The sequence below is a fragment of the Agromyces sp. MMS24-K17 genome (assembly GCF_043950245.1).
GTDB lineage: Bacteria > Actinomycetota > Actinomycetes > Actinomycetales > Microbacteriaceae > Agromyces.
In genome coordinates this window covers 2,752,255-2,773,016 of record NZ_CP171640.1, presented here as the reverse complement: position 1 = coordinate 2,773,016, position 20,762 = coordinate 2,752,255, and the positions used below count along the sequence as shown (strand labels likewise).

14 protein-coding genes and 4 tRNA genes are annotated in these 20,762 nt (G+C 71.8%); 9 read left to right on the top strand and 9 right to left on the bottom strand.

Going from position 1 to position 20,762, the window contains the following annotated elements:
- The first annotated feature begins 247 nt into the window (after window positions 1–247).
- Window positions 248–2,317, top strand: a complete 2,070-nt coding sequence (locus tag ACGGZK_RS12630; protein ID WP_395242994.1) for a glycosyl hydrolase family 28-related protein — start codon at window positions 248–250, stop codon at window positions 2,315–2,317.
- A gap of 126 nt (window positions 2,318–2,443) precedes the next feature.
- On the opposite strand, the gene ACGGZK_RS12625 is transcribed toward ACGGZK_RS12630, so the two are convergent.
- Window positions 2,444–5,596, bottom strand: a complete 3,153-nt coding sequence (locus ACGGZK_RS12625) for a PKD domain-containing protein (RefSeq protein ID WP_395242993.1) — start codon at window positions 5,594–5,596, stop codon at window positions 2,444–2,446.
- 122 nt (window positions 5,597–5,718) lie between these two features.
- Entirely contained in the window at window positions 5,719–8,091 is a 2,373-nt protein-coding gene (locus ACGGZK_RS12620) for a glycoside hydrolase family 5 protein (RefSeq protein WP_395242992.1), read from the bottom strand.
- A gap of 135 nt (window positions 8,092–8,226) precedes the next feature.
- Between ACGGZK_RS12620 and ACGGZK_RS12615 the strand changes: the two genes are divergently transcribed.
- Entirely contained in the window at window positions 8,227–8,844 is a 618-nt protein-coding gene (locus tag ACGGZK_RS12615; protein WP_395242991.1) for a hypothetical protein, read from the top strand.
- 66 nt (window positions 8,845–8,910) lie between these two features.
- On the opposite strand, the gene ACGGZK_RS12610 is transcribed toward ACGGZK_RS12615, so the two are convergent.
- The 3 genes from ACGGZK_RS12610 to ACGGZK_RS12600 all read right to left on the bottom strand — a co-directional run bounded on the left by ACGGZK_RS12610 (window position 8,911) and on the right by ACGGZK_RS12600 (window position 9,211).
- Window positions 8,911–8,985: transfer RNA gene (locus ACGGZK_RS12610), tRNA-Val, on the bottom strand.
- A gap of 28 nt (window positions 8,986–9,013) precedes the next feature.
- Window positions 9,014–9,084 (bottom strand) — tRNA-Cys (locus ACGGZK_RS12605).
- A 55-nt stretch (window positions 9,085–9,139) separates the two neighbouring features.
- Window positions 9,140–9,211, bottom strand: a tRNA-Gly gene (locus ACGGZK_RS12600).
- A 279-nt stretch (window positions 9,212–9,490) separates the two neighbouring features.
- On the opposite strand from ACGGZK_RS12600, the gene ACGGZK_RS12595 reads away from it, so the two are divergent.
- Window positions 9,491–9,566 (top strand) — tRNA-Val (locus tag ACGGZK_RS12595).
- Window positions 9,567–9,603: 37 nt separating this feature from the next.
- On the opposite strand, the gene ACGGZK_RS12590 is transcribed toward ACGGZK_RS12595, so the two are convergent.
- The 3 genes from ACGGZK_RS12590 to zapE form a co-directional block, all read right to left on the bottom strand.
- Window positions 9,604–10,131 (bottom strand): type II toxin-antitoxin system PemK/MazF family toxin, encoded by a 528-nt coding sequence (locus tag ACGGZK_RS12590; RefSeq protein ID WP_395242990.1) that lies wholly within the window; start codon window positions 10,129–10,131, stop codon window positions 9,604–9,606.
- Window positions 10,132–10,173: 42 nt separating this feature from the next.
- Window positions 10,174–11,436 (bottom strand): ammonium transporter, encoded by a 1,263-nt coding sequence (locus ACGGZK_RS12585; RefSeq protein WP_395242989.1) that lies wholly within the window; start codon window positions 11,434–11,436, stop codon window positions 10,174–10,176.
- A gap of 170 nt (window positions 11,437–11,606) precedes the next feature.
- Entirely contained in the window at window positions 11,607–12,659 is a 1,053-nt protein-coding gene (gene zapE / locus ACGGZK_RS12580; RefSeq protein WP_395242988.1) for a cell division protein ZapE, read from the bottom strand.
- A 153-nt stretch (window positions 12,660–12,812) separates the two neighbouring features.
- On the opposite strand from zapE, the gene ACGGZK_RS12575 reads away from it, so the two are divergent.
- Both ACGGZK_RS12575 and ACGGZK_RS12570 read left to right on the top strand, forming a co-directional pair.
- Window positions 12,813–13,712: a sulfurtransferase gene (locus ACGGZK_RS12575; RefSeq protein WP_395242987.1), complete on the top strand. Its 900-nt coding sequence runs from the start codon at window positions 12,813–12,815 to the stop codon at window positions 13,710–13,712.
- 44 nt (window positions 13,713–13,756) lie between these two features.
- Window positions 13,757–14,194, top strand: coding sequence for a SufE family protein (locus ACGGZK_RS12570; protein WP_395242986.1), 438 nt, complete (start codon window positions 13,757–13,759; stop codon window positions 14,192–14,194).
- A 30-nt stretch (window positions 14,195–14,224) separates the two neighbouring features.
- Here ACGGZK_RS12570 and ACGGZK_RS12565 read toward each other — a convergent pair whose 3' ends face one another.
- Window positions 14,225–15,442, bottom strand: coding sequence for an alpha/beta hydrolase family protein (locus ACGGZK_RS12565; RefSeq protein WP_395242985.1), 1,218 nt, complete (start codon window positions 15,440–15,442; stop codon window positions 14,225–14,227).
- A 145-nt stretch (window positions 15,443–15,587) separates the two neighbouring features.
- Here ACGGZK_RS12565 and ACGGZK_RS12560 point away from each other — a divergent pair, with 145 nt between their 5' ends.
- The 4 genes from ACGGZK_RS12560 (at window position 15,588) to ACGGZK_RS12545 (ending at window position 20,743) form a co-directional block, all read left to right on the top strand.
- Window positions 15,588–16,121, top strand: coding sequence for a DUF3000 domain-containing protein (locus tag ACGGZK_RS12560; protein ID WP_395246081.1), 534 nt, complete (start codon window positions 15,588–15,590; stop codon window positions 16,119–16,121).
- Window positions 16,114–17,310 (top strand): ribonuclease D, encoded by a 1,197-nt coding sequence (locus tag ACGGZK_RS12555; protein ID WP_395242984.1) that lies wholly within the window; start codon window positions 16,114–16,116, stop codon window positions 17,308–17,310. Before ACGGZK_RS12560 ends, ACGGZK_RS12555 begins: the two co-directional genes overlap by 8 nt.
- A gap of 77 nt (window positions 17,311–17,387) precedes the next feature.
- A complete protein-coding gene (locus ACGGZK_RS12550) occupies window positions 17,388–18,593 on the top strand; it encodes a thiolase family protein (RefSeq protein ID WP_395242983.1) in 1,206 nt (401 codons plus the stop codon).
- A 5-nt stretch (window positions 18,594–18,598) separates the two neighbouring features.
- Complete coding sequence (locus ACGGZK_RS12545; protein ID WP_395242982.1) at window positions 18,599–20,743, top strand: 3-hydroxyacyl-CoA dehydrogenase NAD-binding domain-containing protein; 2,145 nt, start codon at window positions 18,599–18,601, stop codon at window positions 20,741–20,743.
- The last annotated feature ends 19 nt before the right edge of the window (window positions 20,744–20,762 follow it).

The window sequence follows — 20,762 nt, the reverse complement described above, 5'->3', positions numbered from 1 at the left end:
CGGATGCCTCGCCGGAGCGCCGACCGCCCGCGGGCGCGCCCGTCGGATCGACGTCGGGTTTCGCTCGCGCTTGCGCCCGGCTTGCGGCGGCTTGCCACCGATTTCGCAAGAACTCGATACTTCGTCGACATTTCGCCACGACGCCTTGTGGCCGCGGCGAGCGCGCCCCTATCGTCGGCCGCGGATCGCGGACGCGAAGACGCCTCCGCCCGAGGCATCCGGTCGATGCCGATCGAGAGGACCGTCGATGGAGACATCCCCACCCAGCCCTGCCCGCGATCGGCGCCCGGTACGCCGGCGCGCACTCGCGGCGACCCTCGCCTGCGCGGTCGCCGCCGCGGGCGTGCTCATCCCGGCCGCAGGCGCCGCCGCGGCCGAGCCCGCTCCCCCGCCCGCGCCGGTCGTGACCCGCGCCGCGCTCGACCCGGCGCTCGTCGCCGGGCGGGGTGCGGACGTGCCCTTCCTCGAACAGGAGGCCGAACACGCCGTGACCACGGGCACCGTGCTCGCGCCGAGCCGCGATGCGTACACGCTGGCCGCCGAGGCCTCCGGGCGGAGCGCCGTGCAGCTCGCGCCCGGGCAGTACGTCGAGTTCACGCTGCCGGCCGCGACGAACGCGATCACGGTGCGGTACAGCATCCCCGACGCCCCCGGCGGCGGCGGCATCGAGTCGCCGCTCGAGGTGCGCGTCGACGGCAGGCAGCCGCGCACGATGACGCTCACCTCGGCGTACTCGTGGCTCTACAACCAGTACCCGTTCACCAACGATCCGAACGCCGGACTGCTCCACCCCGACTGGTGGATCACCGAGTGCGGCTGCGTGCCCGGCTCCGGGTACGAGGTGTCGAAGCCGTTCCGGCCGATGCACTTCTACGACGAGCAGCGGATGCTCCTGCCGCGCACCTACGAGGCGGGATCGGTGATCCGGCTGTCGGTTCCGAAGCAGGCAGCCGCGACCCTCACGACCATCGACCTCCTCGACACCGAGCGGGTCGGACTCCCCCACGTCCGCGTGAAGGCGGCGAACGTGCTCGCGTTCGGCGCCGACCCGACGGGCAGGAAGGACGCCGCGCCCGCGATCGAGCGCGCGATCGCCTTCGCGAAGCGCGTCGGATGGCCCGTCTACCTGCCGCCGGGGACGTACCAGGTGAACCGGCACATCATCGTCGACGACGTCACGATCGAGGGCGCCGGCAGCTGGTACACGACGGTGCGGGGCCGTGAGGTCGCGCTCGCGGAGCCGGCGCCCGACGGGTCGGTGCACACCGGCGTCGGCTTCTACGGGAAGTCGGCGGACGAGGGCGGGAGCTCGAACGTGCACCTGTCGGGCTTCACGATCCGGGGCGACGTGCGCGAGCGCATCGACACGGACCAGGTGAACGGCGTCGGCGGGTCGCTCAGCGACTCCTCGATCGAGGGCCTGTACATCGAGCACACGAAGGTCGGCCTGTGGTTCGACGGGCCGATGCACGGCCTCGAGGTGCGCGACAACGTCATCGTCGACCAGATCGCCGACGGCCTGAACTTCCACACCGGCGTCACCGGCTCGGTCGTCGCGGGCAACTTCATCCGGAACACGGGCGACGACGCCCTCGCGATGTGGTCGGAGGGCACCGCGAACAGCGGGAACGCGTTCGACCGCAACACCGTGCAGACGCCGACGCTCGCGAACGGCATCGCGCTCTACGGCGGCACCGACCTCACCGTGTCGAACAACCTCGTCGCCGACCCGATCCGCGAGGGCAGCGGCATCCACGTCGGCTCCCGCTTCGGGGCCGAGCCGTTCGCCGGCACGATCGTGATCACCGACAACACGACCGTGCGCGCCGGCACGTACGAGCTCAACTGGAACATCGGGCTCGGGGCGATCTGGTTCTACGCGCTCGACCGCGGCATCGACGGCGCCGACATCCGCGTCACCGGCGACCACTTCCTCGACAGCACGTACACCGCGATCATGCTCGTGACGGAGTGGGGCGTGAAGGACGTCTACCGCATCGACGGGGTGCACTTCCGGGGCATCCGCGTCGACGGCACCGGCACGAACGTGGTGAGCGCCCGAACGGCCGGCTCGGCGACGTTCGAGGACGTCGACGTCCGCAACATCGGGCACTGGGGCGTGAACAACTGCGGTGCGTTCACCTGGGACTGGGAGCACGGCTCGGAGTTCTCGCTCGTCGACCTCGGCGGCAACGACGGCGTCGACACGAACGAGTACCACCCCGGCACGCCGTGGCTCGCGCCGTACCTGCCGAACCTGATCACCTGCAACGACCGGCCGCCGGTGACGCCGCCGCCGGCGCCGTCGGCGTGGTGAGCACCGCGCACGGCTGAGCCGATCATGGCCGGAGGGCGTCGCATCGGGTGCGACGCCCTCCGGTCCGTCGACCTGCCGGGATGCGGCGTGACGGGATGCCTCGCGTCGGGATGCATCCCGTCGTGGCTACTGCGGCGTCGCCACGAGGTCGTCGACCGACAGCGTGTACGGCGCGCTCGTCGCACTGCCCGAGAGGTAGGCCGAGAACCCGACGCCGCCGGTCGCCTGGAGTCCGACCGTGGCATCCGTCGCACTCCGCTGCCACGTCGTCGGCTCCGGGGTGCCGACCTCCCAGACCCGGCCGCGGATCGTGGTGGGCGAGGTGCCGACGACCTGCACGCGCATCCGCAGCTTGTCGCCGGCCACGATGTTGAGGCCGGGCACCGTCGTCGCCGCCTGGATCACGACGTCGCCGCCGTTGCTCGGATTGACGCGGACGATCGAGACCTCGACGCTGCCGTTCGCGTTCAGCCGGGTCTTCAACTGATACGCGCCGACGGTCGCGATGCGCCGGCCGGTCAGGTGGAGGTAGGTGCCGCTGCCGCTCGCCGCCTTGTCGGGCGACACGGTCGCCACGAGGTCGGTCGCCGACGAGGAGACGCCGACGAGGTTCGCGTTCATCGTCGCGCCGGCCGCCGTGAAGCGAAGCAGCCCGACGCCGCCGGCCACCGAGTAGTTCGCCGCGACCGACCCGCTCGTGGTCCACGCGCCGCCGAGGTCGGCCGTGCCCCAGCCGTTGGCGGCGGTGCGCCCGAAGGCATCGCTCGCGAGCAGCGTCGCCGCCGCGACCGTGACGGTCCGGGTCGTGGATGCCGCGGCGCCGGAGTCGTCGGTCACCGTTAGGCCGATGGTGTAGGTGCCGCCGGCCGCGTACGACTTCTGCGCATTCGGACCGGTTCCCGTGGTCCCGTCGCCGAAGGTCCAGGCGTACGACGTGATCGTGCCGTCGGGGTCGTTCGACGCGCTCGAGTCGAACGTGCACGCGAGCGCGGTGCACGTGGGCGTGAAGGCCGCGACGGGCGGCTGCGGCTGCGGGGCGGCCACCGTGACGCTCCGCGTGGTGGTCCCGGTCGCGCCGTCGTCGTCCGTGACGGTGAGCGTGATCGTGTAGGCGCCGTCGGCGGCGTACGTGCGCGAGGCGGACGGTCCGCTCGCCGTGGCGCCGTCGCCGAAGGTCCAGGCGTAGCCCGCGATGGTGCCGTCGCCGTCGGTCGATGCCGCGCCGGACACGGTCACCGTGCGCCCGGAGACGGTGGGCGTCCCGATGACCGCGGTCGGGGGCGTGTTCGGCGGCGGCGGGGTGGTGCCGATCGGCGTCGCGGTGAAGCGCTCGAACGCCACCGTCGCGGTCGACAGCGCGCTGCTCGACTGGTACAGGTCGACGCCGACGGCGGCCGCGGCCTGGAGGCCGGCCGTGGCATCCGTCGCGTTCAGGATCCATGCCGGCGGCTCCGCGGCCGCTCCGGCCCATGCCTTCGCGCGCAGCGTCGTGGGTGACGCGCCCGACGCCTCGAACGCGACGCGCACCGACTGGCCGGCGGTGAACGTGCCGGCGAGACGCTGGGCGGCGAGCGTCGTCTCGGTCCCGCCGACGACGCGCGTGAGGATGAGGGTGATCGTGCCGTTCGGCGAGAACTGGAGCTTGGCTCGGTAGCTGTTCGAGCCGTTCAGCCGCGCGAGGTAGGAGACGTAGGTGCCGGAGCCCGACGGGACGGGCGTCACCTGGACCTCCGAGGCGATGGCGACGTCCCCGGCGACGACCGAGGCCAGCCGAGCGGCGCGCCCCGAGCCGGGCGGAACGGTGACCTTCCCCCGCGCGCCGTCAACCGAATAGCTCGACGCCGCCGTCGAGAGCGTCCAGTCCTGCCCGGTGTCGGCGCGGCCCCATCCGGTCGCGAGCGTCCGGGTGAAGGTGTCGTCGATGGTCACAGGCGCCAGCGGCGTGCGCACGGTCCAGGTCGGGGAGGTCGTCGACGAGGCGCCGTCGGAGACGACCGCGCGCCACTCGTATGCCGTGCCCGGCTGGAGCCCGGTCCAGGCCGATTGCGCGACGGAGCCGGAGGCCGCGGCAACGGTCGCGATCGTCGTGAACGGCGCGGGGGCCTGGGTGCCGAGCGCGAACGGGAGCGTGAAGGCCGAATCCGCGTCGGATTCGAACTGCCCGAGCTTCGGGGAATAGGTCCGTGCGGTCATCGTCCCGGCCGCCGGGTCGAACGTGTAGTAGCGCAGCCAGCCGTCGCCGCCGTTCGGACGGTCCTGGTAGTCGGTCATGATCTGCTGCACCGGCTGGCCGCAGCTGTTGTCGTCGGCCCGTCGGCTCTCGCCGGCGTCGCCGCTGTGCTCATGCCCGCTCAGCACGAGCCTGATCTGGCAGTGCGTCGACACGAAGGTGTTCCAGATCGTCGCCGGCGGTGTGCCGCCGGGCCGCTCCGCGGTGGTGCGGCGCGTGCCGCTCAGCGTGAGGAAGCTGTGCGTCGCCATGATCACCGTGCGGTCCGGGTGGGCGTCGAGCACCCGGTCGGCCCAGTCGAGTGCGTACTGGGGCGCCTCCCACTCGAGGTTGAGCACGAGGAAGTCGGTCCCGCCGGCCGTGAACAGGGCGTAGTTGTCGAAGTTCTTCCGATCGACCGGGTCGGCGCCGAACTGGTTCTGCCCGAGGTACCCGCCGTACCGCGCGGTCGAGGGCGTCCACGCCGCGCCGATGTAGCGGCTCGGCGGGAAGTAGTCGTCGTAGGGGCGGACGGCACCGGTCGCGTTGTCGAAGTCGTGGTTGCCGGGGACCACCGTGTACGGAACGCCCGCTGCGTCGAGCACGCCGAACGCGGCCGACGTGTACCCCCACTGCGTGAGGTTCTCCTCCTCGCTGACGAGGTCGCCGAGCTGCACCGCGAACGCCGTGCCGAGCTGGCTCCGGCTGTCCCGGATCCACTGGGTCTGCTGGGTCATCGTGCCCTGGCGGTTCAGGTAGGTGTAGTTCTGCGTGTCGGGTACCGCCACCAGGGTGAACGGCTCGGCACCCGGTGGCGGCGTCGGCACCGTGTCGCCGGCGCGGCGCCCTTCGAACCGCACCTGCAACGGATCGCCGTCGGCGTCGGCCGCCCGGACCTGGAGGAGCGGAGCCGCAGTGGTCGACGTCGACCCGTCGGCCGGGCCGATCAGCGTCGCCTGGTCCGGTGGCGCGGCCCACGCAGGCGTCCCGGCGCCCATGATGAGCGCGAACGCGACGACCCCGACCGTCGAGGCGACGGCGAGCGGGCTGCGGGACCTGGCGACGTTCATCGGAGGCTCCTTGCTCCTCGGGTGTGCAAGGCGCGCAGACTGCTGTCCGGCTCCGCGCAGCATCGCGCGTCTTCGGCGGCAGGCTAGCCCTCACGCAACCGCGCGACAATGCCCCGAACGGGTCACGGTCGCGGCGAGTCCGCCTCTCGCGTCGCGAAGGCGTAGTCCCCGTCGACGCACCCGGTCGCGATCCACCCACCGGATACCCGCGCCACGTCGAGGTCGCCGACCCCCGTGGCCTCCACGGCCGGCTCCGCCGCGCCCGGGATCCAGACCTCGAGTCCGCACCCCTCGCCGGCGAGGCCGGTGAACGAGACGGTGGCGCCGTCGGCCGCGAGCTCCGTCACCGTGCCGGGCGCCGACCGCGGGTAGGCTCGCCCGAGGATCGCGAGCAGGTCGTCCTTGGGCGGAGCGTCGCCGCCGGTGGCGCAGTCCTGCATCATGAGGCCGTTGCCGAAGTCGCCGATGCCGTTCTGCGGGTCGCCGCACGCTTGCTTCCAGACCCAGTAGGCGCTGCCGAGCACGTGCGCGTCCTCGGCGACGGCGTAGCGCGCGAGACGCGCCTCGACGTCTGCCTCGTCGCCCCAGTAGCCGATCTCGCCCGACCACAGCGGGGCGCCGTACTCGGCGGCGACGCGCTGCGCGAGCGTGAACTGGCGCTCCATCCCCACGATCGGCGGGATGCCGAGCGCACGGTCCATCGTGAGGGACTCGGCGTAGAGGTGCGGCGAGAACACGATGTTCGGGTCATCCGTGAACCCGACCGCCGGGCCGCTGTCGAAGCCGAGGCCCGACCACAGGATGCTCGGCTCGACGAACACGATCTGCGGGGCGCCCGCCGCGCGGATCTCGTCGATCGCCCGGTCGTAGAAGCGGCCGAGCAGGTGGGAGGTCGTCACCGGCGCGGTCTCGCCGAACCCGGGCTCGTTCATGAGGTCGAAGCCGGCGACCGCCTGCTCGTCGCGGAACACCTCGGCGAGGCGCCCCCACGTCTCGACGAGGGCGGTCTGCACGCCGTCGGTGTCGAAGTAGAAGTGCTGGAACGCGCGGTTGCCGGCCGGCGAGATGTCGCGGCCGTTGAACTGGCAGCGCGGCGCGCCGTCGGTGATCGTCGCCCACTCCGGAGCGCCGTCGTAGCCCCACATCGGGTCGGTTCCCGGGCGGCAGGCGGTGCCCTCGGGCGTCGGCCCGTTCCACCAGGAGTCCTGGTGCAGGTCGAGCACGACGTACAGGTCGTGCCGTCCCGCCCAGGCGACGGCGTCCTCGATGCGCGCGAGGTAGTCGCCGTCGAGGGTCCCGCGTTCGGGCTCGAGCGCCGACCACGACAGGTTGAGCCGCACGACGTCGAACCCCTGTGCCGCGATGCCCTCGAAGTCGTCCTCGGTGAGCGGGCGCGTCGCGTCGACGTCGTCGCGGGGCCGGTAGAAGTCGACGAGCTGGTTCACGTTCACGCCGCGGAGGAGCACCTGGTTGCCCCGGCCGTCGACGATCCGGTCGCCCTCGGCGCGCAGGAATCCGGGCGGGGCGGATGCCTCGCCGTCGACCCCGGACGCGGCCGGGTCGACCACCGCGACAGCGTCGACGGGCCGCGCGACGACCACCGCCAGCGCCACGGCGACGACGGCCGCGGCGACGACCGCCGGCTTCGCCACCCGCGCGGCGCGCCCGGCGCCGAACCGATCGACGACCACCGCCGTGATGCCGGCGAGCCAGCCGACGCAGGCGCCGAACGCCAGGCCGTCGGCGACGGCCACGTAGGCGGCCATCACCGGCCAGATGTCGCCGGCGAACCCGCCGTCGACGACCCCCGCGACGAGCGCCTGCACGAGGCCCGCCATGCCGCCCGCGACGACCGCGGCGAGCCATCCGCCGAGCACCCCGGGCACCCGCGCACGCATCCAGCGCAGGGACAGGGCGGCGAGGCCGGCGATCATCGCGACCGCCACCAGCACCGGGACGACGCCGTGGTCGAACCGGGCGACCGGCACGCCGGGGGCGTACGCCGCACCCGTCCACCACAGGCCGGTCAGGAGCGGCGCCGCGAGCGCGAGCACCGCGGCCGCCGGCCAGGTCGATCCGGACTCGAGCCTCGTCCGCGTGGTGGGGCCGCCGAACCACCGCGTGGTCGCCGCGACGAGGAGGGCTGCGGGCACGGCCTTCGCGGTCACGTATCCGGCCGCCCGACCGGCGACGGCGAGGTCCCACGTCATCACGACGCACGCGGCGGCCTGCGCGAGGAGCACGGCGAGCACGATGCCGGGCACCAGGGTCCAGTAGCGATCGCCCGCCCGAGCGGCGACCCACCACACGACGGCGAGCAGCACGGGCAGGAACACCGCATAGGCCGCGAACGGCCAGGGACCGACGTCGAACCGGGGCACGGCCCCGGTCCACCCGACGAGGGCGAGCAACCCGGTCGGATCGAGGATCGCCTGGACGACGACCAGGACGAGGGTGGTGCTGACCGCGACGATAGGGCGTCGGATCGGGTTCATCGGCACTCCAGCGTGACAATTCGGACGGGCCTGCACAGCATCGGCGATTGCTGACTGCAAGTCAATTCCCCGTCCGGGGCAGGGCAGCGGGACCGGTCATGGCGGCAGGCCCGGCCCCGGGCATACGATGCGCCTATGAACGAGATCGACGAATCCTCAGGTTCGGTGGAGCGGATCCGCACACCCGACCCGGCCACGTTCGCCCCCGACATCGACCCCTCCGAATGGGCCGAGCAGGTCCGCGCCGCGCGTCTCACGATCCCGCCCATCTGGAACCAGCCCTTCGAAGTGCTCCAGCCGGGCCACCTCATCGGCCGAGCACGGACCAACACCACGCTCGTCGACCCGACCATCGTGCAGACCGACGTGCTCCCGCCGATCGTGCTCGGCCCGTTCGCCGCGTTCGACATGACCAGGACCACCGACGGCCGCGCTGCCGTCGCCCATCACTTCCAGGCGAGCGGCTACGGTTCGACCGGCGTCGGTACGTTCATCTTCTCGTTCACCGTGCAGACGCTCGGCGACGAGACCGCGTTCTCGATCGCGGGCGGCGCGCCCGGCACGCTCGTCGCACCGGGAAGCGTGCGCATCCATGGATCGGATCGCGCGTTCACGGTGACGGCCACGGTCGTGGGGCTGCCCGCGACCGCCGAGATGTCGATCGCGCTGCAGCAGACCGGGGGCGCGCCGTGGCGCTGGTTCCAGACCGCGCTCCGCGTCCCGCCGCCGGTGTTCGAGCCCGCGAACCTCTGAGGCGGCCGGCGAGCCCGCACCCGCGAAACGACGAAGGCCCCGGCTTCCGCCGGGGCCTTCGTCTCGTGGTGGGCGATACTGGGATCGAACCAGTGACCTCTTCCGTGTCAGGGAAGCGCGCTACCGCTGCGCCAATCGCCCGTGTCGAGTTGTGAGCTTGCACTCCTCGAGGTGGATACGGGATTCGAACCCGTGTATACGGCTTTGCAGGCCGCTGCCTCGCCTCTCGGCCAATCCACCGTTGCTGGGTTCACCACCAAACGAACAGAATGGGGCTTGCGCCCCATCTGATCAGAGCGGATGACGAGATTCGAACTCGCGACCCTCACCTTGGCAAGGTGATGCGCTACCACTGCGCCACATCCGCGTTGTCGCCGTGCTTGGCGACGTAGAGACTCTAACCGATGTTCGCGGCGAATCACAAACCGAGCGGGTCGCCGACCGTTTTCCAGCCGGTCACGTTCGGTTTCCATCGCGGATTCCCGGGCGTGTCGAGGCACCCGGAGCCCTCGCCGGGCCTTCGCAGGGACGTCGGCGCGGACCCGCCCGACCCCCCTCGAGGGCACCGCGGCGCTCGATGTGCATTCCACCCCATCCGTCGGCTAGTATCGACATCGCGGCCGCTTCGAGCGGCCGAAACCCTGATGGGCGATTGGCGCAGCTGGTAGCGCGCTTCCTTCACACGGAAGAGGTCGTCGGTTCGAGCCCGGCATCGCCCACCATCACGAAGGCCCCGGCATCCGCCGGGGCCTTCGTCGTTCAGTCCCAGTCGTACCGCGCGCGCAGCGCCGCCGAGAGCATCGCGAAGTGCTCGGGCCCGAGCGCTGCGGCCTCGCGTCGCATGCCGCCCGTCCGAACGCGGAACAGGCGGTCGAGGCGCGCCCAGCTCGGCCGTCCCGAGGCATCCCACGCCCCCGCGCCGAGCGGCAGGAAATCACCGTCGCCGTCGTGCGGCTTGCTCGTCAGCTCCACGGCGAGGAAGTCGCCCTTGCCGTCGGTCGCGACGACGGCGACCGGGCGATCCTTGCCGCGGCCGTCGCGCTCCTCGTAGGGCACCCAGGTCCAGACGACCTCGCCGGGATCGGGATCACCGTCCGTCGCCGGCTCGTACACGAGCCGGACGTGCCGCACCAGCGCCGGGTCCAGCTGGACCGTGGCATCCTCGCCGCTGCGTCCCGGGAACTCCGCACGCAGCCCGCGCCGGCCACCGCGCGGTGCATCCTCGGCCGGCTGCTTCGGCCGGATGACGCGCCGGAGGGCGGTGAGGAAGCGGCTGGTGCCTGACACACCCGCACACTACCCCACCGCCCTCGCGGTGGATCCGTCCGGTCAGACGGTCTCGAGCTCGTAGCCCTTCTCGCCGTGCACGACGGTGTCGATGCCGGCCAGCTCGTCCTCGTTCTTCACGCGGAAGCCGATCGTCTTCTGGATGACCAGGCCGATGACGTACGCGAGGGTGAAGGAGTAGGCCAGGACCGCGACGGCGGCGATCGCCTGGACCAGCAGCTGCGTGAGGTTGCCGCTGTAGATGAGGCCGGTGCCGTTGGCGAAGAAGCCCAGGTAGAGCGTGCCGATGAGGCCGCCGACGAGGTGGATGCCCACGACGTCGAGCGAGTCGTCGAAGCCCCACTTGAACTTCAGGTCGATCGCGAGGGCGCAGACCGCACCGGCGACGAGGCCGAGCACGATCGCCCAGATCGGGGTGAGCGCGGCGCAGGCCGGGGTGATCGCGACGAGGCCGGCGACGGCGCCCGAGGCGGCGCCGACGGAGGTCGGCTTGCCGTCCTTGATCTTCTCGACGAGGAGCCAGGCGAGGAGCGCGGCGGCGGGAGCGGCGATGGTGTTGACGAACGCGACCGCGGCGGTGCCGTCGGCGGCGAGCTCCGAACCGGCGTTGAAGCCGAACCAGCCGAACCAGAGGAGGCCGGCACCGAGGAGCACGAACGGCGGGTTGTGGGGCACGTGCGCGCCCTTCGAGAAGCCGACGCGCTTGCCGAGGACCAGGGCGAGGGCGAGGGCCGCCGCACCGGCGTTGATGTGCACCGCGGTGCCGCCGGCGAAGTCGATCGCGCCGACGCCGAAGAACTCCTGCATGCCGTACGTGATCCAGCCGCCGTAGGCGAACGAGCCGTCATCGGCGAGGCCGAAGTTGAACACCCAGCTCGCGACCGGGAAGTAGACGACCGTCGCCCAGATGGCCGCGAAGACCATCCACGCGCCGAACTTCGCGCGGTCCGCGATGGCGCCCGACACGAGCGCGACGGTGAGGATCGCGAAGGTCGCCTGGAACGCGACGAAGGCGAGCGGCGGGTAGGCCGCACCGTCCGGCACCTCGAGCAGGCTCTCGAGCCCGATCGCCGACCAGTCGATCGACCACGGGGCGATGAGGCCCTCGGAGCCGGGGAACGCGATCGCGTAGCCGTAGACGACCCACAGCACGCCGATGAGGCCAAGTGCGCCGAAGCTCAGCATCATCATGCTGATCACGCTCTTGGCCTTCACGAGGCCGCCGTAGAAGAACGCCAGTCCAGGTGTCATCAGCAACACGAGGGCTGCCGCGATCAGGATGAACGCGGTGTTGCCTTGATCCATCTCGAACCTCTCTCAGGAATCATGTGGGGGGCAGGTCGCCACAAGTTTCCTGAGCAGACGTTTCGGGATGGAGCGGCGGATGTTTCGCGGCCGTTACGTGATTCGGGAGCGCGTAAACACCGTGTTTCGCGGGGCATCCGATCGCGTGTGAATCCGCCGTCTCGCGACGGTCAGTCGTGGGGCGGCAGTTCGCCCGTCGTCAACGCGATCATCCGCGACATGGCGCGGAGGTACTTCTTCCGGTAGCCGCCCGCGAGCATCTCCGCGTCGAACACCTGGTCGAGTCCGAGGCCGCCCGCGACGATCGGGATCTCGGCGTCGTAGACGCGGTCGATGAACGCGACGAGCCGGAGCGCCGCGTTCTGGTCGTTCAGCTCGTGCACGCCTCGCAGCGCGATCACCTCGACGCCGTCGATGAGCTTGACGTACTTCGACGGGTGGACCGTCGCGAGGTGGGCGATCAGCGCGTCGAAGTCGTCGAGCGCGACGACGTGGCCGTTCGCGGCGAGCGCGCGGGCCGTGTTGCCGGCGGCCTCGTCGTCGACGGATGCCGCGTGGCCGTCGGTGTCGCGGCGGCGGTAGTCGAGCCCGTCGATGCGCAGGGTCTCGAAGTTCGACGAGAGCGCGTGGATCTCGCGGAGGAAGTCCGCCGCAGCGAACCGTCCCTCGCCGAGCGCGTTCGGCGGCGTGTTCGAGGTCGCGGCCACCCGCGTGCCGCTCGCCATGAGCTCGCCGAGGAAGCGGGTCATCAGCATGGTGTCGCCGGGATCGTCGAGCTCGAACTCGTCGATGCAGATGAGCTTGGCCCCGCGCAGCAGCTCCACGGCGTTCGCGTAGCCGAGCGCCCCGACGAGGGCGGTGTACTCGATGAACGTGCCGAAGTACTTCGGGCCGTGGGCGACGTGCCAGAGCGCCGCCAACAGGTGGGTCTTGCCGACGCCGAAGCCGCCGTCGAGGTACACGCCAGGCAGTTCGATCCGCGCCGGGCGGCGGCGGGAGAAGAAGCCGCCCGGTCGCTGCGCGGCCCGCCACGCGCCGGCGAACTCGTTCAGCCGGTCGAGCGCGGCCTGCTGCGACGGGAAGTCGGGGTCGGGCCGGTACGACTCGAACGACGCGTGCTCGAACTGCGGGGGCGGCGTGAGCTCGCCGGCGATCTCGGTCCCGGTGATCGTCGGGTTGCGATCGACGATCGAGACGATGCCGGCGGTCGTGGAGGAGGTCATGGTGGGGTGGGCTCCCGTATTGCACCGGATGACGGCTCCGCTGACTTCACCGTGGGTGCCGCGTAGATTCGGAAATGGGTCGGTTCACCAGCCTAGTCCGCCCGTTTCATCCCGTTCCCCGGGCGATCCCCGGGTCCGTTGCGAGGAGCATGCATGTCCGTCGAGACCGACGTCACCGCCAAGTTCGCCGAGTACGCGCACCCCGAACGCCTGGTGAGCACCGAGTGGCTCGCCGAGCACCTCGGGCAGCCGGGCCTGGTCGTCGTCGAATCCGACGAGGACGTCCTGCTCTACGAGACGGGCCACATCCCCGGCGCGGTGAAGATCGACTGGCACACCGACCTCAACGACCCGGTGGTGCGCGACTACCTCGACGGCGAGCAGTTCGCCGCGCTCCTGGCGTCGCGCGGCATCGCCCGCGACACCACCGTCGTGATCTACGGCGACAAGAACAACTGGTGGGCCGCCTACGCCCTGTGGGTGTTCACGCTGTTCGGCCACGAGGACGTGCGCCTCCTCGACGGCGGCCGTGACCTGTGGATCGCCGAGGGGCGGCCGATCACCACCGACGCCCCGGCGATCACGCCGGTGGAGTACCCGGTGGTCGAGCGCGACGACGTCGCGATCCGGGCCTTCAAGGAGGACGTGCTCGCCCACCTCGGCAACCCGCTCGTCGACGTCCGCTCCCCCGAGGAGTACAGCGGTGAGCGCACCACGGCGCCCGCCTACCCCGAGGAGGGCGCCCTGCGGGCCGGGCACATCCCGTCCGCGGCATCCGTGCCCTGGGCGCGCGCCGCGGCCGCCGACGGCACCTTCAAGTCGCGCGCCGAGCTCGACGCCATCTACCGCGACGAGGTCGGACTCCGGGACGGCGACGAGATCGTCGCGTACTGCAGGATCGGCGAGCGCTCGAGCCACACCTGGTTCGTGCTGACCCACCTCCTCGGCTTCGACCGCGTGCGCAACTACGACGGCTCGTGGACGGAGTGGGGCAGCGCCGTGCGCGTGCCCATCGTGACGGGCACCGAGCGCGGCGAGGTCCCGGCGCGCTGAGCCGCCGGGCCGCCGCCCGTCCGGAGGTGGGAGAATCGTCGGCGATGGATGACACGTCGCTGCCCGCACCGCTCGCCGAGATCCGCGAGGAGTTCCTCGAGCTGGAGGTGCGCAATCGCCTCCAGTTGCTGCTGGAGTTCTCGAACGAGCTGCCCGAGCTCCCGGAGCGCTACCGGGACCACCCCGACCTGTTCGAGCGGGTCGAGGAGTGCCAGTCCCCCGTGTTCCTCTTCGTCGAGGTGCGCGACGGCCGGGTGCACGTGTACGCGACGGCGCCGGCGGAGTCGCCCACGACCCGCGGCTTCGCCTCGATCCTCGCGCAGGGACTCGACGGCCTGACCGTGCAGGAGGTGCTCGACGTCCCCGGCGACTACCCGCAGTCGCTCGGGCTCGCGCAGGCGGTCTCGCCGCTGCGCGTGCGGGGCATGACGGGCATGCTCGCCCGGGTCAAGCGCCAGGTCGCCGAGCGCGCCGCGGCCTGAGGCCGCCGACGCCGACGCCGGAGCGCGCGGTCAGCCGACGACGTCGGCCTGCTCGGCGTCGACGCCCGGCCGATCGGCGCTGCGCCGCTCGAGCCATCCGCCGATCAGTCCCGTCCAGCGCTCGGGGTCGTGGTTCCACAGCTTGGTGTGCCGCGCCCCCTCGAACACCTCGAACTCGACGAGGTCGGGGCGCGCCTGCGCGAGCCGGCGCGAGCCGTCGATCGGCACGAACCCGTCGTCCTCGCTGTGCAGGAGGAGGATCGGCACCTCCAGCTCCTCCGCGCGCGCGACGACGTCGAGCGCGGCGAGGTCGATGGGGGCGGCCAGGCCGGTGAGGCCGACCGCGAGCGGCCCCGACAGCACGTTGGTCACGACGTCGCCGAGCTGGTCGGGCAGGCCCATCGCACTGCCCTGGAATCGGAGGATGTCGGCCCAGTCGATCGCCGGGGATTCGAGGACGACGCCGACGAGGGCCTCGCGCACCTCCTCCGACCGGAGCACGGCCTGGAGCGTGATCGCCCCGCCCATCGACCACCCCATGAGCACGATGCGGGTCGCACCCTGCTCGCGGGCGTACCGGACGGCAGCGATGACGTCCTCCCACTCGGTGCCGCCCAGGCCGTAGCGACGGTCGGCGCTGTCGGGCGCCTCGCCGTCGTTGCGGTAGCTGACGAGGAGCGTGTTCCAGCCCGCGTCGTACGCGGGGGCCACCGCGCGGAGCCCCTCCTGGCGCTTCGCGCCGCGACCGTGGACCTGGATCACCCAGCGTTCGCCGTCGCCGTCGGCCGGCACGAACCAGGCGGGAGCCGGGCCGAGCGGGGTGTCGACGACCACGTTGCGGTAGGGCTGGCTGAGCTCCCACGGCCCGAGGTGCAGCCAGCCGTCGATGCGGCCGCGGCGGGCACGGTCGAGGCGCCCGAAGTCGACGCCCGTGATGTCGCGGCGCACGACGCGCCCGTCATGCGAGCGGATGTCGCCGAGCCGCGCATGTCCGCTCTCGTGCTCGAACCACAGCCCGTAGCGACCGGCCATGTCGGCCTCGGGGCTCGACTCGAGCACGATCTCGCCCGCTGCGAGGTCGACGGCGAGGATGCGGAGGTCCTCGTCGCGGGCGCCGACCGGGGTCACGACGCGGCGCGCCATCACGACCGCGACGACCGCCGCCATCGACACGGCGACGGCGGCGCCCCCCGCGGTGATGAGCGCGAGGGCCCCCACGACCGTTCCGAGCCCGCTCCGACGTGGCATCCGACGACCCTCCCGTTTCCTCGTCCGGCGCGGTCCGTGCGATCCGGCGTGCCGCCCGCCCGCGCCCGCGCTCAGACTCTAGTCTGCACTCGTGCCGGACCGAGCGACCCCCACGCCACGAGAGTTCGAAGCCGCCGTCGAGTCGATGCGGCAGGCCGCTCCGCGTGCCGAACTGCGCATCGAGGAGTTCCCGGCGCCCGCCTCGCTCGCGCCGTTCGCGAGCGCACTCGCCGCGGATGTCTCGCCCGGTCGTCATGCCGACGACTCCGACCTCGGCACCGGCCGGTTCGTGCTGCTGTACGACCCCGACGGCCAGGAGGCGTGGGGCGGGCGGTTCCGGGTGGTGTGCTTCGCGCAGGCACCGCTCGAGACCGACATCGGACTCGACCCGTTCGTCGCCGACGTGGCGTGGTCGTGGCTCGTCGACGCGCTCGACTCGCGCGGGGCACGGTACATGGCCGCGTCGGGCACCGCGACGAAGATCCTCTCCACCGGTTACGGGGAGCTCGCGTCGCAGGGCGACGGCGCCATGATCGAGCTGCGGGCGTCGTGGAGTCCGCTCGACGCCGACATCCGCGCGCATGTGGAAGGCTGGAGCGAGCTCCTGTGCATGCTCGCGGGGCTGCCGCCCCGGTCCGAAGGGGTGGCGAACCTACCGAGACGGAGGAATCGTGGATGAATTCCACGTGATCGCGACGGACGAGGAATTCGCCGACGCGGTCGGGCGTCTCGCCGCGGGCCGGGGGCCGATCGCGGTCGACGCCGAACGGGCGAGCGGGTTCCGCTACTCGCAGCGCGCGTACCTCATCCAGATGTACCGACGGGACTCGGGCACCTTCCTCTTCGACCCGCCGGCGATCTCCGACTTCTCACCCCTCGAGGACGCGATCAGCGCTGACGAGTGGGTGCTGCACGCCGCCAGCCAGGATCTCGCGTGCCTGCGCGAGGTCGGCCTCGACCCGTCGCGCATCTTCGACACCGAGCTCGCGGCACGGCTGCTCGGGATGCCCCGGGTCGGCCTCGCGGCGGTCGTCGAGGAGCTCCTCGGCATCAAGCTCGCGAAGGAGCACTCCGCCGCCGACTGGTCGACGCGCCCGCTCCCCCAGCCGTGGCTCAAGTACGCCGCGCTCGACGTGGAGCTGCTCGTCGACGTGCGCGACGGGCTCGCCGAACGCCTGGGCGACAGCGGCAAGGCCGACCTCGCCGAGCAGGAGTTCGACGCCGTGCTCCATCGGGAGGCGAAGCCCGCGGCGGCCGAGCCGTGGCGGCGGCTGTCCGGCATCCACGCGCTGCGCTCGGGCCGCAACCTCGCCGTCGCGCGGGCGCTCTGGCAGGCTCGGGATGCCCGTGCCGTCGAGCTCGACACCGCACCGGGACGGCTCGTGCCCGACGCATCCATCATCGCCGCGGCGCGCACCCTGCCGGGTACGCGCCGCGCGCTCGCCGACCTGCGCGAGTTCACCGGTCGCGCCAGCCGCAGCGAGCTCGATCGCTGGTGGGCGGCCGTCGAGGCCGGCCTCGCCGACGCCGACCTGCCCGCGACCCGGGTCCCGAGCGACGCTCCCCCGCCGCCGCGCGCCTGGGCGGCACGCCAGCCCGAGGCCGACGCCCGCCTGAAGCTCGCGAAACAGGGCGTCGCCGACGTCGCCGAACGGCTCGGCATGCCCGTCGAGAACCTGCTCTCGCCCGACAGCCTGCGCCGGGTGGCGTGGAAGCCCCCGGCCGACACCTCGGAGCGGGGCATCCGCGAGGCCCTCGCCGACTTGGGCGTGCGAGCCTGGCAGCTTGACGCAACCGCACAGATCATCGCCGACGCCTTTGTCGCGGCGTCACAAACCGTCGAAGACGCGACCGCGACCGATTCGTAGGAACCCGCCTACCGATTCCACGCCCGATCCAGGGCTTCCTAGGCTGGAGCCATTCCTGACCGAAAGGAAGCTGCAGCGTGGCTGAACGAGCTGACGTCGTGTTCGTCGATGGAGTCCGCACTCCGTTCGGACGTGCCGGCGAAAAGGGCATGTACTGGAACACCAGGGCCGATGACCTCGCGGTCAAGGCCATCACCGGACTGCTCGAACGCAACCCGAACCTGCCGAAGGATCGCGTCGACGACGTCGCGATCGCGGCGACCACCCAGCAGGGCGACCAGGGGCTCACGCTCGGTCGCACCGCGGCGATCCTCGCCGGCCTGCCGATGACCGTGCCCGGATTCGCGATCGACCGCATGTGCGCCGGCGCGATGACCGCCGTCACGACGACCGGCGCCGGCATCGGCTTCGGCCAGTACGACGTCGTCATCGCGGGCGGCGTCGAGCACATGGGCCGCCACCCGATGGGCCTCGACGCCGACCCGAACCCGCGGTTCCTCACCGAGAAGCTCGTCGCCGCCGACGCGCTCAACATGGGCAACACCGCCGAGCGCCTCCACGACCGCTTCCCGTTCCTGACGAAGGAGCGCAGCGACCGGTTCGGCATGCGCAGCCAGCAGAAGGTGCAGGCGGCGTACGACGCCGGGCACCTCCAGCCCGACCTCGTGCCGGTCGCCATCCGCACCGAGACCGGCTGGGGCCTCGCGACGGAAGACGAGGGCCGCCGCCCCGAGACGACCATGGAGGGGCTCGCGACGCTGAAGACGCCGTTCCGCCCGCACGGGCGCGTCAGCGCGGGCAACGCCTCGCCGCTCACCGACGGCGCCACCGCCGCGATCCTCGCCAGCGCGGACGCCGCGAAGGAGCTCGGCCTGTCGGTGAAGATGCGCATGGTGAGCTTCGGCTTCGCCGGCGTCGAGCCCGAGGTGATGGGCATCGGCCCGATCCCCTCGACCGAGAAGGCGCTGAAGCGCGCCGGCCTCACGATCGACGACATCGGGCTCTTCGAGCTCAACGAGGCGTTCGCCGTGCAGGTGCTGAGCCTCCTCGACCACTTCGGCATCGACGACGACGACCCCCGGGTGAACCCGTGGGGCGGCGCGATCGCGATCGGGCACCCGCTCGCCGCCTCGGGCGTGCGCCTCATGATCCAGCTCGCCCGCCAGTTCGAGCAGCACCCCGAGGTGCGCTACGGCCTGACCGCGATGTGCGTCGGCCTCGGCCAGGGCGGCAGCGTCATCTGGGAGAACCCGCACCACAAGCGCTACGGAAAGGGTCGCTGAACCACATGACCGACTACTCGAAGATCGACTTCTCCGAGCTGACGGCCGCGTTCGCGGACGACGAGGTGGTGACGCACTCCTACGTGCGGGACATCCGCCTGCCGTCAGGCCGGACGCTCGCGCTCATCACCCTCGACAACGGACGCGACCACACGCGCCCGTCCACCCTCGGACCGGTCACGCTGCTCGAACTCGCCGACCGCCTGGACGAGCTGAAGGTGCGCGCCGCCGCCGGCGAGATCGCCGGCGTCGCGATCACCGGCAAGCCGTACTTCCTCGCGGCGGGCGCCGACCTCTCGAAGGTCGGCGAGATCCCCAGCCGCGAGGCGGCGCTGCGCATGGGCCAGCTCGGGCACTTCGTGTTCGGCAAGCTGGGCGAGCTCGGGGTGCCGACGTTCACGTTCATCAACGGCCTCGCCCTCGGCGGCGGCCTCGAGATCGCGCTGAACAGCGACTACCGCACGGTGGATGCCTCGGCGCCGGCGATCGCCCTCCCCGAGGTGTTCCTCGGCATCGTGCCCGCCTGGGGCGGCGCGTACCTGCTGCCGAACCTCATCGGCATCGAGAACGCCCTCAAGGTCGTCGTCGAGAACCCCCTCAAGACGAACCGCATGCTGAAGGCGAAGGACGCCCTCGACCTCGGCATCGCCGACGTCATGTTCCCGCCGGTGAACTTCCTCGAGGACTCGCTGAAGTGGGCCGACGGCGTGCTGGGCGGCAAGGTCGACGTCAACCGCCCGAACGTTCCGGGCAAGCTCGAGAAGCTCGCCAAGTGGGACATCGCGATCGGCATCGCCCGCAAGGCCCTCGAGGGCAAGATCGGCACGACCGCGAAGTCGCCGTACGTCGCCCTCGACCTGCTGAAGGCCGCCAAGGGCGGAACCAGGGCCGACGCGTTCGCCCGGGAGGACGAGGCGCTCGCCGACCTCGTCGCCGGCGACCAGTTCCGCGCGTCGATCTACGCGTTCGACCTCGTGCAGAAGCGCGCGAAGCGCCCCGCCGGTGCGCCCGACAAGTCGCTCGCCCGGAAGGTCACGAAGGTCGGCATCATCGGCGCCGGGCTCATGGCGAGCCAGTTCGCGCTGCTCTTCGTGCGCCGCCTGCAGGTTCCGGTGGTCATCACCGACCTCGACCAGGCGCGCGTCGACAAGGGACTCGCGTACATCGTCGACGAGATCGGCACGCTCGAGCAGAAGGGCCGCATCGACGCCGACGAGGCCAACCGCCTGCGCGCCCTGGTCTCGGGCACGACCGACAAGGCCGACTTCGCGGACTGCGACTGGGTCATCGAGGCCGTCTTCGAGGATCTCGCCGTCAAGCAGCAGGTCTTCGCCGAGGTGGAGCCGCACCTGGCCGACACCGCGATCCTCGCGACGAACACCTCGTCGCTCTCGGTCGAGCAGATCGGCGCGAAGCTGGCGCACCCCGAGCGGGTGGTCGGCTTCCACTTCTTCAACCCGGTCGCGGTCATGCCGCTGCTGGAGATCGTGAAGGCACCCGCGACCGACGACGAGACGCTCGCCACCGCGTTCGCGGTCGCCGCGAAGCTGAAGAAGTCGGCCGTGCTCACGGCCGACGCCCCGGGCTTCGTCGTGAACCGCCTGCTGGCGAAGGTCATGGGCGAGGCCGCGCGTGCCGTCGACGAAGGCACTCCGGTGCCGGTCGTCGAGCAGGCGCTCGCGCCGATCGGCCTGCCGATGGGCCCGTTCGAGCTCATCGACCTGGTCGGCTGGGCCGTCGCCGCGCACGTGCAGGACACGATGGTGCGGGAGTTCCCCGAGCGCTTCTACTCGTCGGACAACCTGCACGCGCTCGCGAAGCTCGGCGGCCCGGTGGTCGAGAAGGACAAGCACGGCAAGGTCACCGACCTCACCAAGGAGGCGAAGAAGGCGATCACGGTCGGCAAGACGCCCGTCGACGCCGCGACGATCCTCCGGCGTGTGGAGGACGAGCTCGCCGGCGAGATCAAGCTCATGCTCGACGAGCAGGTCGTCGCCGCCGCAGAGGACATCGACCTCTGCCTCATCCTCGGCGCGGGCTGGCCGTTCCAGGCCGGCGGTGCCACCCCGTACCTCGACCGCGTCGGCGCGTCCGAGCGCGTGTTCGGGGACACGTTCCACCACCCGCCCATCCGCGGCGTGGGCGCGTAGCGCACGGACCGACGAAGGG

Bases quoted from the DNA above. Each gene is read 5' to 3' on its own strand.
- ACGGZK_RS12630 (WP_395242994.1), top strand. From the start codon at position 248: ATGGAGACATCCCCACCCAGCCCTGCCCGCGATCGGCGCCCGGTACGC.
- ACGGZK_RS12625 (WP_395242993.1), bottom strand. From the start codon at position 5,596: ATGAACGTCGCCAGGTCCCGCAGCCCGCTCGCCGTCGCCTCGACGGTC.
- ACGGZK_RS12620 (WP_395242992.1), bottom strand. From the start codon at position 8,091: ATGAACCCGATCCGACGCCCTATCGTCGCGGTCAGCACCACCCTCGTC.
- ACGGZK_RS12615 (WP_395242991.1), top strand. From the start codon at position 8,227: ATGAACGAGATCGACGAATCCTCAGGTTCGGTGGAGCGGATCCGCACA.
- ACGGZK_RS12585 (WP_395242989.1), bottom strand. From the start codon at position 11,436: ATGGATCAAGGCAACACCGCGTTCATCCTGATCGCGGCAGCCCTCGTG.
- zapE (WP_395242988.1), bottom strand. From the start codon at position 12,659: ATGACCTCCTCCACGACCGCCGGCATCGTCTCGATCGTCGATCGCAAC.
- ACGGZK_RS12575 (WP_395242987.1), top strand. From the start codon at position 12,813: ATGTCCGTCGAGACCGACGTCACCGCCAAGTTCGCCGAGTACGCGCAC.
- ACGGZK_RS12570 (WP_395242986.1), top strand. From the start codon at position 13,757: ATGGATGACACGTCGCTGCCCGCACCGCTCGCCGAGATCCGCGAGGAG.
- ACGGZK_RS12565 (WP_395242985.1), bottom strand. From the start codon at position 15,442: ATGCCACGTCGGAGCGGGCTCGGAACGGTCGTGGGGGCCCTCGCGCTC.
- ACGGZK_RS12560 (WP_395246081.1), top strand. From the start codon at position 15,588: ATGCGGCAGGCCGCTCCGCGTGCCGAACTGCGCATCGAGGAGTTCCCG.
- ACGGZK_RS12545 (WP_395242982.1), top strand. From the start codon at position 18,599: ATGACCGACTACTCGAAGATCGACTTCTCCGAGCTGACGGCCGCGTTC.